The following is a 14,712-nucleotide window of genomic DNA, read 5'->3' on the forward strand; positions in this document are numbered from 1 at the left end:
CCGCTCCCGTCCCGCCCCCCTGGCCGGGCGAATGTACCTTTCGGCGCACCTGAGGCGTTGAACGGCGCATTCACCCGGGCGCTCTGAGCATCCGGACCTCCGGCCGGGGGCGGGACGACGCCAGCTGGTAGTGCGACCGGAGGTCGGCGATCACGCGGTCGGGGTCGTCACGGACGGCGCTCGGTAGCGTCGGCAGCACGATGATGCCGTGGTTCTGCATCCGGGTGCGGCGCTCGACGGTCGATTTGTACGCCTTCGGTGCCAGATGCCAGTCGAGTGAGTCGATGTCCCAGGCGAATGCGACGTCGTCGATCCATCCGTCCGGCATGGCGATGAACTGTCCGTCGGCGTCGACGATCTTGCGGTTGAAAACCATTCGGGGCAGTCCGCTGCGCAGCCATAGTCTGCGGGCTTCGGCCTCGGACACCGAGTGGACGTCGGCACTCACTTCGCGCAGCACTGTCCGGGGGAGTGCTGCACCCCGGCCACTACCCGAGTCCAACTCCGCGATCAGCTCGGCAACGCTCACCTCGCCTCGCTGGATCACCTCGGCGATGAGGGATCGAGTGCTGTCCAGGGTGCGGCACCGTCGTGCTGCGTCGAGCAACGCGCGTGGAAGCGGTGCGCAGGGAAGCCCGTTGCGTGTCACCGGCACGGGCAACCGCGTCGTACGTTCGACGAGGACGAAGCCCGTGGACTGCACGCGCCGGTGCGTGGCGATCAGAACATGGGCGTCGCCGGAGTACGACGTTCCGTAGCCGTATTCGTGCAGCGCTGCTCGCCCGGTGAGGACTGCGTTCTGGCCGCTGAGCACGATCGCGGCCACGGCACGCTGACGCGCGGTCGGGTGGCCGTTGCCGAGCATCACGACACCCGGAAGGATGCGTTGCCACGGCCCGCCCGGACGGCATCGAGCGTCGATCGCCGAATTCGATACGCCCCATTGCCTCAACTCGGCGGTGCGGATGATTCCGGACCGGCTCACTCCGTACAGGTCTTCGAGGCGATGCCCCCACTCTCCCCGTCGCATGGAGTCGATGATGACGCACTCGCTGTCGGCGGCAGGTCTGGTCACCAGGCGATTTGGTGAGGTCTGTGGATAAGTAGGGGGCTGTGGATAACCCTCACATCCTGGCCGAATGTACCTCTCGCCGCCTCAGATGCGCCGAAAGGCACATTCGCCCGGGACTAGTGCACCCGGGGTCAGCGGCCCTCGAATTTCGGCGCGCGCTTTTCGGAGAAGGCTCGGGGGCCTTCCTTCGCGTCGGCGCTCGTGAAGACCTCGGTGCCGAGGGCGGCGTCGATCTGGAATGCCTCTTCCTCGTGCATGCCTTCGGTGTCGCGGATGGTCTTCAGGATCGCCTGGACGGCGAGGGGGCCGTTGGCGGAGATGAGGTCGGCGAGTTCGAGGGCCTTGTCGAGGGCCTGACCGTCGGGGACGACGTGCCCGATGAGGCCGATTTCCTTGGCCTCGGGGGCCTTGATGTGACGTCCGGTCAGCAGGATGTCGGCGGCGACGGTGTACGGAATCTGCCGGACGAGGCGCACGGCGGAGCCTCCGAGGGGGAAGAGTCCCCATTTGGCTTCGGAGACACCGAATTTGGCGCTCTCTCCGGCGACTCGGATGTCGGTGCCCTGCAGGATCTCGGTGCCGCCGGCGATGGCGGGACCCTCGACTGCGGCGATGAGGGGCTTGGTGAGGCGCCGTCCCTTCAGGAGCGCCTCTATCTTCGACAGGTCCCAGCCCGACGAATTCTTTCCCTCGCTCCGCTCGCCCGCGCCCGAGAACGAGTCGCCGGGGTGCTGCGACGTCATGGCCTTGAGGTCGGCGCCCGCGCAGAATGCGCCGCCTGCGCCGGTGAGGATGGCGACCCGGATGTCCGGGTCGGAGTCGACCTGATCCCACGCGTCCCGCATGATCGCCATCATTTCGCCGGACAGCGCGTTCTTCGCCTCGGGGCGGTTCATCGTCACGATAAGGACGTGCCCGCGCTTCTCCACGAGGCAGTGCGGCGACTGTGCCGAAATGTCGGATTTCTCGGTCGTTGTAGAGGACACTGAAGTCTCCCGAAGGGTGTGTGAGCTGGCTCTCAAATTGGGTCTTGCCAGAAACGGTAACACGTTCTACTTTGTTGACGTGGCCCTTAATATCGCAGACCTCGTAGAGCACGCAATCGACCTCGTTCCGGACCGCGTCGCGTTGGTGTCCGACGACCGGGAAGTGACGTACGCGCAGATGGAGGAGAGGGCCAATCGCCTCGGCCACTACCTGCGCGAACAGGGTGTCCAGCCCGGCGACAAGGTGGGCATCTACTGCCGGAACACCATCGAGGCCATCGAGGCGATGGTGGCGGTCTTCAAGATCCGTGCCGTGATGGTGAACGTCAACTACCGGTACATCGAGAACGAGTTGCAATACATCTTCGACAATTCGGACATGGTCGCGCTCGTTCACGAGCGCCGCTACTCCGACAAGGTGGCGAACGTGCTCCCCGAGACGCCGCTCCTGAAGACCACCGTCGTGGTCGAGGACGGCACCGATCTCGACTACGAAGGCATCGAATACGAGGCCGCTCTGGCGCAGGGTTCCCCCGACCGCGACTTCGGCGAGCGCAGCAACGATGACCTGTACATGCTCTACACCGGTGGCACCACCGGCAAACCCAAGGGCGTCATGTGGCGTCACGAGGACGTCTGGCGGGTTCTCGGTGGCGGCATCAACTTCATGACCGGGGAATACGTCGAGGACGAGTGGGACCTCGCGAAGCTGGGCGCCGAGAGCCCCGGCATGACCCGTTTCCCGATCCCGCCGATGATCCACGGCGGCAGCCAGTGGGCGGTGTTCCAGAGTCTGTTCGGCGGCGGAAAGTGCGTGATGCACCCCGAATTCGACGGCCACGACGTGTGGCGGATCGTCGATCAGCACAAGGTCAACCTCATCTTCATCACCGGCGACGCGATGGCGCGACCGATGCTCGACGCGCTGGTGGAGGGCGACAAGGCGAGCGGCGAACCCTACGACCTGTCGTCGCTGTTCCTGATGGCGAGTTCGGCGGCGCTGTTCTCGCCCAGCATCAAGGAGAAGTACCTCGAGCTGCTGCCCAACCGGATGATCACCGATTCGATCGGGTCGTCCGAGACCGGTTTCGGCGGCCTCAGCGTGGTCGCGAAGGGCGACTCGCACGGCGGCGGCCCGACGGTGAAGATCGACGCGTCCACGTCCGTTCTCGGTGAGGACGGCAACCCGGTCGAACCCGGCTCCGGCGTGATCGGGATCCTGGCGCGCAAGGGGCACATCCCCATCGGCTACTACAAGGACGACCAGAAGACCAAAGCCACGTTCAAGGAGATCAACGGCATCCGCTACTCGATCCCCGGCGACTTCGCGCAGGTGGAGGCGGACGGCACGGTGACGATGCTCGGCCGCGGTTCGGTGTCCATCAACAGCGGTGGCGAGAAGATCTTCCCCGAGGAGGTCGAGGGCGCGCTCAAGTCGCATCCCGACGTTTTCGACGCCATCGTGGTCGGCATCCCCGACGAACGCTTCGGCCAGCGGGTCGCCGCCGTCATCCAGGCCCGAGGCGGGGCGCGCCCGAGCCTGCACGAGATCGCCGACGCGGCACGCAAGGAGATTGCCGGATACAAGGTTCCGCGCAGCCTCTGGTTCGTCGACGAGATCAAGCGCTCACCGGCGGGTAAGCCCGACTACCGCTGGGCCAAGGAACAGACCGAGACCCGTCCGGCCGACGACCACAACGGCAACGGTTCGCCCGAAAGCAAAGGCGCGTAAATGCACACGAGTTTGAGCGAGAAGTTCGGCATCGAGTACCCGGTCTTCGGGTTCACTCCCTCCGAACACGTCGCCGCGGCGATCTCCCGGGCCGGCGGTCTGGGTGTACTCGGCTGCGTCCGGTTCAACGACCCCGAGGAACTCGAGGCCGTCCTGTCGTGGATGGACGAGAACACCGACGGCAAGCCGTACGGCGTCGACATCGTGATGCCCGCCAAGGTTCCCACCGAGGGCACGTCGGTGGACCTCGAGTCGCTGATCCCCGCGGAACACCGCGCGTTCGTCGACCGGACCCTGGCCGAGCTGGGGGTGCCGCCGTTGGATTCGGGCGCCGAACACGCGACCGGTGTGCTCGGCTGGCTGCACTCGGTGGCGCGCTCGCACGTGGACGTCGCCCTGAATCATCGAATTGCGTTGATCGCCAACGCCCTCGGTTCGCCGCCGAAGGATGTCATCGACCAGGCCCACGAGAAGGGCGTTCCGGTGGCCGCGCTGGCCGGCGCCGTCGAGCACGCGCGCAGGCACGTCGCGAACGGTGTCGACATCGTCATCGCGCAGGGGTACGAGGCCGGTGGGCACACCGGTGAGATCGCGTCGATGGTGCTGGTTCCCGAGATCGTCGATGCCATCGGTGATTCCGCCGCGGTCCTCGCGGCCGGTGGTATCGGCAGCGGACGTCAGGTCGCGGCTGCGCTGTCGCTGGGGGCGGCGGGGGTGTGGATGGGGTCGTACTGGCTCACCACCTCCGAGTACAAACTCGGCAGCGCGTCGTCCGAGGGGCCGTCCGCGATCCAGCGCGCCCTGCTCGGTGCGACGTCCGCCGACACGGTGCGGTCCCGGATCTACTCGGGTAAGCCCGCGCGCCTGCTCAAGACCAAGTGGACCGACGCCTGGTCGAAGCCGGACGCGCCGGCACCGCTACCGATGCCGCTGCAGAATCTGCTGGTCAGCGAGGCACATCAGCGGATCGCCGCGTCGGAGAACCCGGATGTCGTCGCGATGCCGGTGGGACAGATCGTCGGCCGGATGAACGAGATCCGTCCGGTGGCCGAGGTGATGGACGAACTCGTCAAGGGCTTCGACTCGGCGGTGTCCCGCCTCGACAGCTTCCGGTAGCCGATGTGAGTGGCAAAGTATGCGTCAGCACACTTTGCCACTCACCTGCGGGAGTAGCCGGTTCCGCCGCGGACCCACACCGGATCGGTGCAATTGGCGGCCTCGGCGCTCAACACGCGGGTGAGGACCTTGAACGTGGCGGTCCGCGGGAACTCGGCACACACCCGGATCAGGCTCGGGCGCTGCTTCGGACCCAGATCGGACTGCGCGTCGAGGAAGCTCGTGAAGGCCGCGGGATCGAAGTCACGCGTCGGGACGACGGCCGCCATCACCCGGTCCCCGACGTCGGGATCGGGCACCGCGTACACCGACACCTGGGCGAAGCCGTCGTACCGCATCAGGATGCGTTCGATGGGTGCCGAACCGATGTTCTCGCCGTCGACGCGCAACCATCCGGAACTGCGTCCCGCGAAGTACACGTATCCGTCGGCGTCCCGGTAGGCGAGGTCGCCGCTCCAGTACTTGCCGTCGCGGATCCGCTCGGCGTCGGCCTCGGGATTGTTGTAATAGCCCGCGAACGCACCCGACCCCGCGACGTTGACGAGTTCACCGGTCGCGGCCTCGGCGTTGGCCACTCGGCCGGCGGAATCGAATTCGGCTGGGGGACAAGGATCGCCGGTCTCGGGGTCGAGGATCGCGATGCCTTCGGGGAGCTTGCCGAGGGAGCCTGCCGGCGTCCCGGGGCCGGCGGAGATGGCGACACCACCCTCGGTGGAGCCGAATCCGTCGACCACCGCGGTGCCGAAGCGGCGCGAGAACGCCGCGACAGCGGGCGCGGACCCCTCGTTGCCGTACATCACCCGAAGTGTGTTGTCGGCGTCGTCGGGCATCTCCGGGGTAGCCAGCACATACGACAGCGGCTTTCCGACGTAGTTGGCGTACGTGACGCCGAACTTCCGCACGTCGGACAGGAAGTGGGACGCGGAGAACTTGCGCCGCAGCGCAATCGAGCTGTGTCCCGCGAGCGCCACGGACCATGCCGCCATCATGGCGTTGGAATGGAACATGGGCATCGACATGTAGACGACGTCATCCGGGGTCAGCCCGAAGCGTTCGGCGAGCATGATGCCGGGTCCGGTGATCTTCGCGTGGGTGCAGCGCACCGCCTTCGGATCGCCGCTCGTGCCCGACGTGAAGATGAGCATGAACAGGTCGTCGGCCGCGGCGGCCCTCGGCGTGAATTCGGGGCGCTCGCCGGCGAGCAGCGCGGACCAGTCCGGTGAATCCACGTCGACGACGGGAACGCAGGGGTCGAGACCGTCCAGCAGCGCGGACCGGCCGGATTCGGTGAAGACCACCTGGCAGTCGGCCAGCGCGATGTCGCGGGCCAGCGCCGCCCCGCGTCGAGTGGTGTTGAGCCCCACGAGCACGGCGCCGGACAGCGCCGCCGCCCCGGCGAGGAGCGAGAACTCGGGAACGTTGTCCATCAGGACACCGAAGTGCCGGGGACGCTGTGCATCGAGCAGGTCGTCGAGGATCGCGGCGCGCCGCAGGCTCGCCCGCACGTGTTCGGACCACGACAGGAACCGGTCCTCGAAGTACAGCCCCTGGGCGTCCGATTCTGCGACGCCCAGGAGCAGATCCGATACCGTGCGCGCGAGCGTGGCGGTCATGCCGGGACGGTGGCCAGTTCGGCGCCGAGGATCCGCAACTGCTGCGTGGCCGAACCGAGCCGGAATTCGAGTGCCTTGGCCGCGAGGAAGTACCGATGCACGGGGTGGTCCTCGTCGAGTCCGACGCCACCGTGGACGTGGACGAGGGTATGGGCCACCCGGTGTCCGGCGTCGGACGCCCAGAAGTTGGCGGTCTGGATGTCGCCTTCGCTGGGCAGGCCCTCGCTGAGCCGCCACGCCGCCTGCCACAGCGTGAGCCGGACGCCCTTCACGTCGATGTAACCGTCGGCGAGTCGCTGGGCCACGGCCTGGAAACTGCCGATGGGCCGACCGAACTGCACCCGCTCGCGGGCGTAGGCCGCAGTGAGTTTCAGGGCTTCGTCGAGGACGCCGTACTGGTACGCGCAGGCGCCGAGCGAGCCGCGCTCGACGAGCCGGTCCACGATCTCGCCGCCCTGGTCGACGGCACCGAGCACGCGGTCCTCGGTCAGCGACACTCCGCGGAGGGTCACCTCACCGGTGCTGGCCAGATCGACGGTCTGCTGGCGGGTGACGGTCACTCCGGCGTCGTCGGGGCGGACGAGGAAGACGGCCACACCGTCCGGGGTGGTCGCCGGGACCAGGAAGAGGTCGGCGGACGGCGCCGCGTCGACCACGATCTTGGTGCCGTCGAGGGTCCAGCCGCTCGCGCCGCGTTCGGCCCGCGTGACGGGCGCCCCCGGGGTGTCGTTGAGTTCCTCGTCGAGGGCGACGGTGAGGATCTTCTCGCCACGCGCGGCCGGAGTGCCCCAGTCGGAACGCTGCCGTTCGGTTCCGAACTTCGCGATCGCCCCTGCCGCCATCACGATCGACGACAGATAGGGCACCGGCGCGACGGCGCGGCCCAGTTCGACGAGGATGCTGCACTGCTCGAGAACGCCGAAACCGTCGCCGCCCACCGACTCCGGCAGCGCGGCGCTCAAAACGCCGGACGACGCGAGCGCGGACCACAGCCGGCGATCGATGCGGTCCTCCGCGTTGTCGAGTTCGCGCAGCCGGTCGTTGGTGACGAGGTCCGAGACGATTCCTCGGGTGAGGCCGGCCAGGTCCTGCTGGGCCTCGGTGGGGGTGAAGTCCATTGTCGTAGTCCTAACGCTTCGCTGGGGGCAGGCCGAGGGCGGTCATGGCGATGATGTCGCGCTGCACCTCGTTGGTTCCGCCGCCGAACGTGAGGATCAGCGACGACCGGTGCATCCGTTCGAGTCGCCCGCGCAGCAGGACCCCGGGGGAGTTCTGCCGCAGCGTGGCCGAAGGTCCGAGGATCTCCATCAGCAGCCGGTACGCCTCCGTGGCGAACTCCGTGCCGTAGACCTTGTTGGCCGACGCCGCTTCCGGGCCCGGCGCGTGGTCGGTAGACGAGGCGATCTCCCAGTTCATCAACTTGAGGTACTCGGCCTTGGCGTGGACCCGAGCCAGATTGATCTGCACCCATTCCTGGTCGATGACGCGGCGCCCGTCCGGCAACTTGGTGTTCTGCGCCCATTCGCGCACTTCACGCTGGGCGGTGAGGACCGGCCCGGCGGATGTCAGGGCGACGCGCTCGTGGTTGAGCTGATTGGTGATCAGTGCCCAGCCGCCGTGTTCGGGGCCGACCAGCGCGGACGACGGAACCCGCACGTCCTGGTAGTAGGTGGCGCTCGTGTCCGGACCCGCCATCGTGTGGACCGGGGTGTACGAGAAGCCTTCGGCGGTGGTCGGGACTATCAGCATGCTGATGCCCTTGTGCTTCTTGGCTTCGGGATCGGTGCGGCACGCCAGCCACACGTAATCGGCGTACGCGATCAGGCTCGTCCACATCTTCTGGCCGTTGATGACGTAATCGTCGCCGTCCTTGACGGCGGTGGTCCGGAGGCTGGCGAGGTCGGTGCCCGCTTCGGGCTCGGAGTAGCCGATGGAGAAGTGCAGTTCGCCGGCCGAGATCTGGGGCAGGAAGAACGCCTTCTGCTCGGGGGTGCCGAAGTGCATGATCGTCGGCGCCACCGAGTTGATGGTGAGGAAGGGGACCGGGGCGCCGGCGATGGCGGCCTCGTCCGTGAAGATCAGCTGCTCCATGGCCGACCGTTCCTGGCCGCCGTACTCCTTGGGCCACCCGAGCGTCAGCCAGCCGTCCCTGCCCATCTGGGCGACGACGTCGCGGTAGACGTTGCCCTCGCCGTATTCGCCGGTGGTGGCGGCCAGTGCCTCTCGACGCTCCGGCGTCATCAGCTTCGCGAAGTACGCGCGCAGCTCTTCCCGCAGCTGCTGCTGCTGCGGTGTGTAGGTGATGTGCATCGAAATACCTCTCCAGTCCGAGAGCGGAATCAGCTGAAATCTGGCACAGGTTCCAGTCTCTGCGGTGCATTCGCGGAGCCGGCCCCGGCCGGCCCCGGAGCGTGCCCGGTAGGCGTGCTCGCAGTCGTGGAACGAATCATTGCACACGACTGGAACAGGTTCTAGTGTTATCGCAGGAACGGAGTGTGCCGCAGCCCGGCGGCACCCGGATCCGCGAGTGACGAGACGAGGAGAAGTGAGGGTTGCCATGGAGGTCAGAGTCGATTTCGACCGTTGCGAGGCCAATGGCGTGTGCGTGGGGATCGCACCCGACATCTTCGAGCTCGACGACGACGATCAGCTGCACATTTCGAGTGCCGTTCCTCCCGCTGACCGGGAGGAAGACGTGCGTACGGCGATCGCCCAGTGTCCGAGGGCCGCACTCACCGAGCACCCCTGAGGATTGTTGCCCGGAATGAGAACACGTTCTACAGTGACGTCGACCTACCGCCGTGTCGTGGTTCGCGACCTGCGGCGAGTGCACAGAACCGGGAGAGCGTGTTCATGAATGCTGTGGCTGACCGCGATGTGAACGTGGACGGCAAGGTCGCCGTCGTGACCGGCGCCGGATCCGGCCTCGGGAAGTACGAGGCGATCGCATTGGCCCGCGCGGGTGCGTCCGTCGTCGTCAACGACCTGGTTGCGAACGACGCCGTGGAGGCCGCGCTCGAGGAGATCCGGGGTCTGGGCGCGAAGGTCGAATTCGTGGCAGGCGACATCGGGGAACGGTCCACCGCCGACGCGATCATGGAGGCGGCGCAGAGCCGGCTCGGCAGCCTCGACATCCTGGTGAACAATGCGGGCATCACGCGGGATCGCATGCTGTTCAACATGTCCGACGAGGACTGGGATCTGGTGCTGAAGGTTCATCTGCGCGGCCACTTCCTGCTGTGCCGCGCAGCCGCGTCGTACTGGCGGGGCAAGTCCAAGGAGGCCGGCGCGCCGGTATACGGGCGCATCGTCAACACCTCGTCCGAGGCAGGACTGCTCGGCCCCGAGGGGCAAGCGAACTACGGCGCCGCCAAAGCAGGCATCACGGCGCTCACGCTGTCGGCGGCCCGTGGGCTGTCCCGGTACGGCGTCCGAGCCAACGCGATCTGCCCCCGCGCCCGCACGTCGATGACGGAGAACGTCTTCGGAGAGGCGCCGGCCGAGGGGGTCGACCCGTTGTCGCCCGAGCATGTGGCCGCGCTGGTCGCCTACCTCGCATCGCCCGCCGCCGACTCCGTGAACGGTCAGGTCTTCGTCGTCTACGGCCCGATGGTGGCGTTGATGGCGGCACCGGTCGTGGAGCGGCGCTTCGATGCCGTGGACGGTCGGTGGACACCCGGTGCGCTCGCGGCGGAACTCGGGAACTACTTCGGGGATCGGGATCCTGCCACCATGTTCTCGGCCTCCGCGGCGCTACGCGAACTGGGCTGATCCGCGTCTCCGGGGCCGAAGAACCGACACGAAGGTTGTTTCCGTGTCGTTTCCGCAGGTAATGCGCCCGCGATGGGCGATACTGAAGGCAACTGAAGAGCGGCGGAACGGGGGCCGGGTGACCGTGGTGGGGTGTTCGAGAGGTGTGCCGGATATGACTAGATCGTGTTCTAGTTCTGCTGTCGTCGAGCAGTTCGATCGAGCCTGCCCATCCGGCCCGGGAGCTCCCGGTTCCGGCCTCCGTGTGCGGTCGCCGAGAGCTGGGGCAGGGAACGATTCCGGAGTTCGTCGGAGTACTGTCATCCTCACTCAAAGTGCTTGTGCTATAACATCTTAGGTCCGCTACTCGGATTTCCGCTCGGCGCGAATTGTCAAGTTTGCTCGGACGGAGGCACGCCCGGCGTTTCGGTCGAATTCGGCCCTCGGGGCGTGCTGAATGTGGGACGATTCATGCTGATGAGTGACCACCTTTGACAGGTGAACACGTTCTAGTTAATATGACCTGAGTCACAGACCGCCGGGGGGCTGGGCTCGAACTGACAGTCGGTGCTGGGCGAGATCATGGACGAGGAGGACGGATGGTAGACCTCCTCGAGGTGCCGTTGCGTGCGGTCGGCGGGTTCTTCTCGATGTCGGGCGAAACGTTGAGGGCAGTCTTTTCGAGGCCCTTCCAGCGTCGCGAGTTCGTCGACCAGGCGTGGTTCGTCGCCCGGGTCTCGATGGTGCCCACCGTGCTGGTGGCCATCCCGTTCACGGTGCTGGTGAGCTTCACGATCAACATCCTCCTCCGTGAGATCGGCGCCGCCGACCTCAGCGGCGCCGGCGCCGCTCTCGGCACCGTGACCCAGGTCGGTCCCATCGTCACCGTGCTCATCGTCGCTGGTGCAGGCGCCACCGCCATCTGCGCAGACCTCTCCGCCCGCACCATCCGCGAAGAGATCGACGCGATGCGGGTGCTGGGCATCAATCCGATCCACCGCCTGGTCGTGCCACGAGTGCTGGCGTCGACCGTCGTGGCGCTCCTGCTCAACGGGCTGGTCTGCACCATCGGCATCCTCGGCGGCTTCGTCTTCTCGGTCTACATCCAGGACGTCAACCCGGGTGCGTTCGTCAACGGCATCACCCTGCTCACCGGATTCGGGGAGCTCGTGATCTCGGAAGTCAAAGCCGGTCTGTTCGGCATGATCGCCGGCCTCGTCGCCGCCTACCTCGGCCTGAACGTCAGGGGTGGCGCGAAGAGCGTCGGTGACGCCGTCAACCAGACCGTCGTGTTCTCGTTCATGGCCCTTTTCGTGGTCAACGTTCTCGTCACCGCCGTCGGCATCAAGCTGACGGCAGGGTGATCGACATGGTGGTGGAGTAGATGGCACTAGCGGCGGCCGGGCGCTTTCCCCGAACTCGCAGACGGTTCGCGTCGGCGTCCCGCTCGATCGACCGGCTCGGTGAGCAGGCGCTGTTCTTCGCGCGTGCCATCGGATGGGCGCCCCGCGCCCTGATGCACTACCCGAAGGAGACGCTGCGGCTCATCGCCGAGATCAGCATGGGCACGGGTGCTCTCGCCGTGATCGGCGGAACGGTCGTCATCGTCGGCTTCCTGACCCTGTTCACCGGCGGCACCATCGCGGTGCAGGGCTACAGCTCGCTCGGCAACATCGGCGTCGAAGCCCTCACCGGCTTCTTCGCGGCCTTCATCAATGTGCGTATCGCGGCACCGGTCATCGCGGGCATCGGGCTGGCGGCCACCATCGGCGCCGGCTCCACCGCCCAGCTCGGCGCCATGCGCGTCTCGGAGGAGATCGACGCGCTCGAGACGATGGCGATCCCGTCGATCCCGTACCTGGTCAGCACACGTGTCATGGCGGGCATGATCGCCATCATCCCGCTGTACGCCCTGGCGGTGATCGCGTCGTTCATGGCCAGCCGGTTCGCGACGGTGGTGCTGTACGACCAGTCGTCCGGCGTGTACGACCACTACTTCTCGACGTTCCTGATACCCACGGACATCCTGTGGTCGTTCGCCCAGGCCATCGTCATGGCGATCGCGATCATGCTCATCCACACCTACTACGGTTTCAACGCCTCGGGCGGTCCGGTCGGTGTCGGTGTGGCCGTCGGCAACGCGGTGCGCTCCTCGCTGATCGCCGTCGTCACCGTCACCCTGCTCATCTCGCTCGCCATCTACGGCGGGTCCGGCAACTTCAACCTTTCGGGATAGGGGTGCCGGTAGATGACTGATTCGGGTGGGAAGAAGAAGCTCGCGGCACTCGTCCTCGTCGTGAGTCTTCTCGCGATCATCGGTGTGTCACTGGCCATGTTCAACGGAACCTTCAGCGAGTCCACGCCCGTCACCGTCACGTCGGATCGCTCCGGGCTGGTGATGGAACCCGACGCCAAGGTCAAGCTCCTCGGCGTCGAGGTCGGCCGCGTCGGCTCCATCGAGCACGTGACGGACGGCGCCGAGCTGAAACTGGCGATGTATCCCGACATGATGTCGCTGATACCCTCCAACGCCACCGTGGAGATCAAGTCCACCACCGTGTTCGGCGCCAAGTACGTCAACTTCGTGATGCCGGAGAACCCGGCGTCCACCCATCTCCAGCCGGGGGCCGTCATCGCGTCCGACAACGTCACCGTCGAGTTCAACACGGTCTTCCAGCACCTGTCCGACGTACTGACCCAGGTGCAGCCGGAGAAGCTGAACGCCACGCTCGGGGCCATCTCCTCGGCGTTGCGCGGACGCGGCGAAGAACTCGGCGCCCTGCTCGAGCAGAGCGACAGGTACCTGGCGAAGATGAATCCGAGTCTGCCTCAGCTGCAGGAAGATCTGGCGAAGGCCGCGCAGGTCACCGACGTGTACGCCGACACCGCACCGGATCTGCTGCGGGTACTCGACAACGCGACGGCCACCAGCGCCACCGTCGTCGACGAACAGGACAACCTGGATGCCGTCCTGCTCAACGTCACGGGGCTGGCCGACACGGCGAACACCGTGCTGACCGAGAACGAGCAGAACCTGAACTCCTCCCTCGACCTGCTGCTCCCGACGACGGATCTGCTGGCCGAGTACTCGCCCGAGATCTCCTGCTTCATCGTCGGCCTGAACAACGTGATCCCCCTCGCCGAACAGCTCATCGGCGGCAATCAGCCGGGTATCGCGCTGAGCGCCAGCTTCATGTACGGGCAGGAGCCATACACCTATCCGAAGGACCTGCCGAAAGTGAACGCGACAGGTGGGCCGAACTGCCACGGTCTTCCCAACCCCGATCTCAGCAAGCATGCGAACTTCGTCGTGGCCGACACCGGAACGGTGCCGTTCGTGCCGTCGACGGAAGTCCAGGTGCACCTGCCCAAGGTGTTCCAGTTGCTGTTCGCAGGCGTGTACCCCGGGCAGGGTGGGCAGTGACTGTGCGAGCGACCACGGTCAAACTGCTGATCTTCGCGACGGTGATGTCGGTGATCTTCGCCGGACTCGCCCTGGTGTTCAGCCAGTACCGGTTCAGCAGTTCCGACGGCTACCACGCCACGTTCACCGACGTGTCCGGGCTCAAGCCCGGCGACAAGGTGCGCATCGCCGGCGTCCCCGTCGGCGCCGTCGAGAAGGTGAGCATCGACGACGACAACCTCGCCGACGTCGATTTCACCGTCGACACCAAGTACTCGCTGTTCGACGGGACCAAGGCCACGGTGCGGTACGAGAACCTCGTCGGCGACCGGTACATGGAACTTCTCGAAGGTGCCGGATCGGTGGAACCCCTGCCGGACGGTGGATCCATCCCGGTCGAGAACACCTCTCCCGCACTCGATCTCGACCTTCTGCTGGGTGGGTTCAAACCGTTGCTGCGGGCATTGGACCCGCAGCAGGTCAACGACCTGTCCCAGGCCCTCGTCCAGGTGTTCCAGGGGCAGGGCGGAACGCTCGTCTCGCTCCTCGGGAGCACGAGTTCGTTCACGAACACCCTGGCCGACCGGGACCAGTTGATCGGCGAGGTGATCACGAACCTCAACCAGGTCCTCGGCACCATCAACGACCGCGGCGATCAGTTCCGGTCGACGCTCGACCAGTTGCAGCAGTTGGTCAGCGGGCTGTCCCAGGACCGCGATCAGATCGGTGACGCCATTCCCCGCATCGCCGGGGCGACGGGGGATCTCGCGAATCTGCTCGAAGGTGTGCGGCCACCGTTGCAGAGCACGATCGCCGAGGCCAATCGCACCGCAACTCAGCTCCAGGCGGGGGAGGACGACCTCGACTGGGTGCTCCAGAATCTGCCCGACGCCTACCGGCGGCTCATCCGCATCGGCACGTACGGCAGCTTCTTCCAGATGTACGTCTGCACGGTCAAGTTCAAGTTCTCCGGCCCGGACGGATCGGATCTGCTCCTCAACATGCCGGGCGGTCAGACGGCAGGGAGGTGTGCACCGTAG

Annotated in this window: 13 protein-coding genes; 8 read left to right on the forward strand and 5 right to left on the reverse strand. The window is 66.4% G+C overall.

The genetic code is table 11. The features are described 5' to 3' along the window. Positions 1-70: 70 nt before the first annotated feature. Positions 71-1,030, reverse strand: a complete 960-nt coding sequence (locus G9373_RS11910) for a hypothetical protein (RefSeq protein WP_043788335.1) — start codon at positions 1,028-1,030, stop codon at positions 71-73. A 173-nt stretch (positions 1,031-1,203) separates the two neighbouring features. Next, positions 1,204-2,058, reverse strand: a complete 855-nt coding sequence (locus G9373_RS11915) for a crotonase/enoyl-CoA hydratase family protein (RefSeq protein WP_133986081.1) — start codon at positions 2,056-2,058, stop codon at positions 1,204-1,206. Between the two features lie 79 nt (positions 2,059-2,137). Between G9373_RS11915 and G9373_RS11920 the strand changes: the two genes are divergently transcribed. Next, complete coding sequence (locus tag G9373_RS11920; protein WP_007300930.1) at positions 2,138-3,790, forward strand: acyl-CoA synthetase; 1,653 nt, start codon at positions 2,138-2,140, stop codon at positions 3,788-3,790. Continuing rightward, positions 3,791-4,906, forward strand: coding sequence for a nitronate monooxygenase family protein (locus tag G9373_RS11925; RefSeq protein WP_005262901.1), 1,116 nt, complete (start codon positions 3,791-3,793; stop codon positions 4,904-4,906). A 41-nt stretch (positions 4,907-4,947) separates the two neighbouring features. Here G9373_RS11925 and G9373_RS11930 read toward each other — a convergent pair whose 3' ends face one another. The 3 genes from G9373_RS11930 to G9373_RS11940 are packed head-to-tail and all read right to left on the reverse strand — an operon-like array spanning position 4,948 to position 8,829. Next, positions 4,948-6,519: a long-chain-fatty-acid--CoA ligase gene (locus G9373_RS11930; protein WP_133986082.1), complete on the reverse strand. Its 1,572-nt coding sequence runs from the start codon at positions 6,517-6,519 to the stop codon at positions 4,948-4,950. Further along, entirely contained in the window at positions 6,516-7,637 is a 1,122-nt protein-coding gene (locus tag G9373_RS11935) for an acyl-CoA dehydrogenase family protein (protein WP_167115281.1), read from the reverse strand. Before G9373_RS11935 ends, G9373_RS11930 begins: the two co-directional genes overlap by 4 nt. A 10-nt stretch (positions 7,638-7,647) precedes the next feature. Next, a complete protein-coding gene (locus G9373_RS11940) occupies positions 7,648-8,829 on the reverse strand; it encodes an acyl-CoA dehydrogenase family protein (protein WP_005562657.1) in 1,182 nt (393 codons plus the stop codon). Positions 8,830-9,076: 247 nt separating this feature from the next. Between G9373_RS11940 and G9373_RS11945 the strand changes: the two genes are divergently transcribed. The 6 genes from G9373_RS11945 (at position 9,077) to G9373_RS11970 (ending at position 14,712) form a co-directional block, all read left to right on the forward strand. After that, complete coding sequence (locus tag G9373_RS11945; RefSeq protein ID WP_005262894.1) at positions 9,077-9,268, forward strand: ferredoxin; 192 nt, start codon at positions 9,077-9,079, stop codon at positions 9,266-9,268. Between the two features lie 104 nt (positions 9,269-9,372). Continuing rightward, positions 9,373-10,290: a 3-oxoacyl-ACP reductase gene (locus G9373_RS11950; protein ID WP_167115284.1), complete on the forward strand. Its 918-nt coding sequence runs from the start codon at positions 9,373-9,375 to the stop codon at positions 10,288-10,290. A 578-nt stretch (positions 10,291-10,868) separates the two neighbouring features. Continuing rightward, the gene (locus G9373_RS11955; RefSeq protein ID WP_005262890.1) at positions 10,869-11,633 is read left to right on the forward strand and encodes an ABC transporter permease; all 765 of its coding nucleotides are present in this window, start codon (positions 10,869-10,871) and stop codon (positions 11,631-11,633) included. Between the two features lie 20 nt (positions 11,634-11,653). Beyond that, complete coding sequence (locus G9373_RS11960) at positions 11,654-12,505, forward strand: ABC transporter permease (RefSeq protein WP_005262888.1); 852 nt, start codon at positions 11,654-11,656, stop codon at positions 12,503-12,505. Positions 12,506-12,517: 12 nt separating this feature from the next. After that, positions 12,518-13,693, forward strand: coding sequence for an MCE family protein (locus G9373_RS11965; protein ID WP_054245865.1), 1,176 nt, complete (start codon positions 12,518-12,520; stop codon positions 13,691-13,693). Then, on the forward strand, positions 13,690-14,712 hold the full coding sequence (locus tag G9373_RS11970; RefSeq protein ID WP_005562660.1) for an MCE family protein: 1,023 nt from the start codon (positions 13,690-13,692) through the stop codon (positions 14,710-14,712). Before G9373_RS11965 ends, G9373_RS11970 begins: the two co-directional genes overlap by 4 nt.

The sequence above is a fragment of the Rhodococcus sp. A14 genome (genome assembly GCF_011603105.1).
Lineage (GTDB): Bacteria > Actinomycetota > Actinomycetes > Mycobacteriales > Mycobacteriaceae > Rhodococcus_F > Rhodococcus_F opacus.

Bases quoted from the DNA above. Each gene is read 5' to 3' on its own strand.
- G9373_RS11950 (WP_167115284.1), top strand. From the start codon at position 9,373: ATGAATGCTGTGGCTGACCGCGATGTGAACGTGGACGGCAAGGTCGCC.
- G9373_RS11955 (WP_005262890.1), top strand. From the start codon at position 10,869: ATGGTAGACCTCCTCGAGGTGCCGTTGCGTGCGGTCGGCGGGTTCTTC.
- G9373_RS11940 (WP_005562657.1), bottom strand. From the start codon at position 8,829: ATGCACATCACCTACACACCGCAGCAGCAGCAGCTGCGGGAAGAGCTG.
- G9373_RS11930 (WP_133986082.1), bottom strand. From the start codon at position 6,519: ATGACCGCCACGCTCGCGCGCACGGTATCGGATCTGCTCCTGGGCGTC.
- G9373_RS11935 (WP_167115281.1), bottom strand. From the start codon at position 7,637: ATGGACTTCACCCCCACCGAGGCCCAGCAGGACCTGGCCGGCCTCACC.
- G9373_RS11925 (WP_005262901.1), top strand. From the start codon at position 3,791: ATGCACACGAGTTTGAGCGAGAAGTTCGGCATCGAGTACCCGGTCTTC.
- G9373_RS11960 (WP_005262888.1), top strand. From the start codon at position 11,654: ATGGCACTAGCGGCGGCCGGGCGCTTTCCCCGAACTCGCAGACGGTTC.
- G9373_RS11965 (WP_054245865.1), top strand. From the start codon at position 12,518: ATGACTGATTCGGGTGGGAAGAAGAAGCTCGCGGCACTCGTCCTCGTC.
- G9373_RS11945 (WP_005262894.1), top strand. From the start codon at position 9,077: ATGGAGGTCAGAGTCGATTTCGACCGTTGCGAGGCCAATGGCGTGTGC.
- G9373_RS11910 (WP_043788335.1), bottom strand. From the start codon at position 1,030: ATGCGACGGGGAGAGTGGGGGCATCGCCTCGAAGACCTGTACGGAGTG.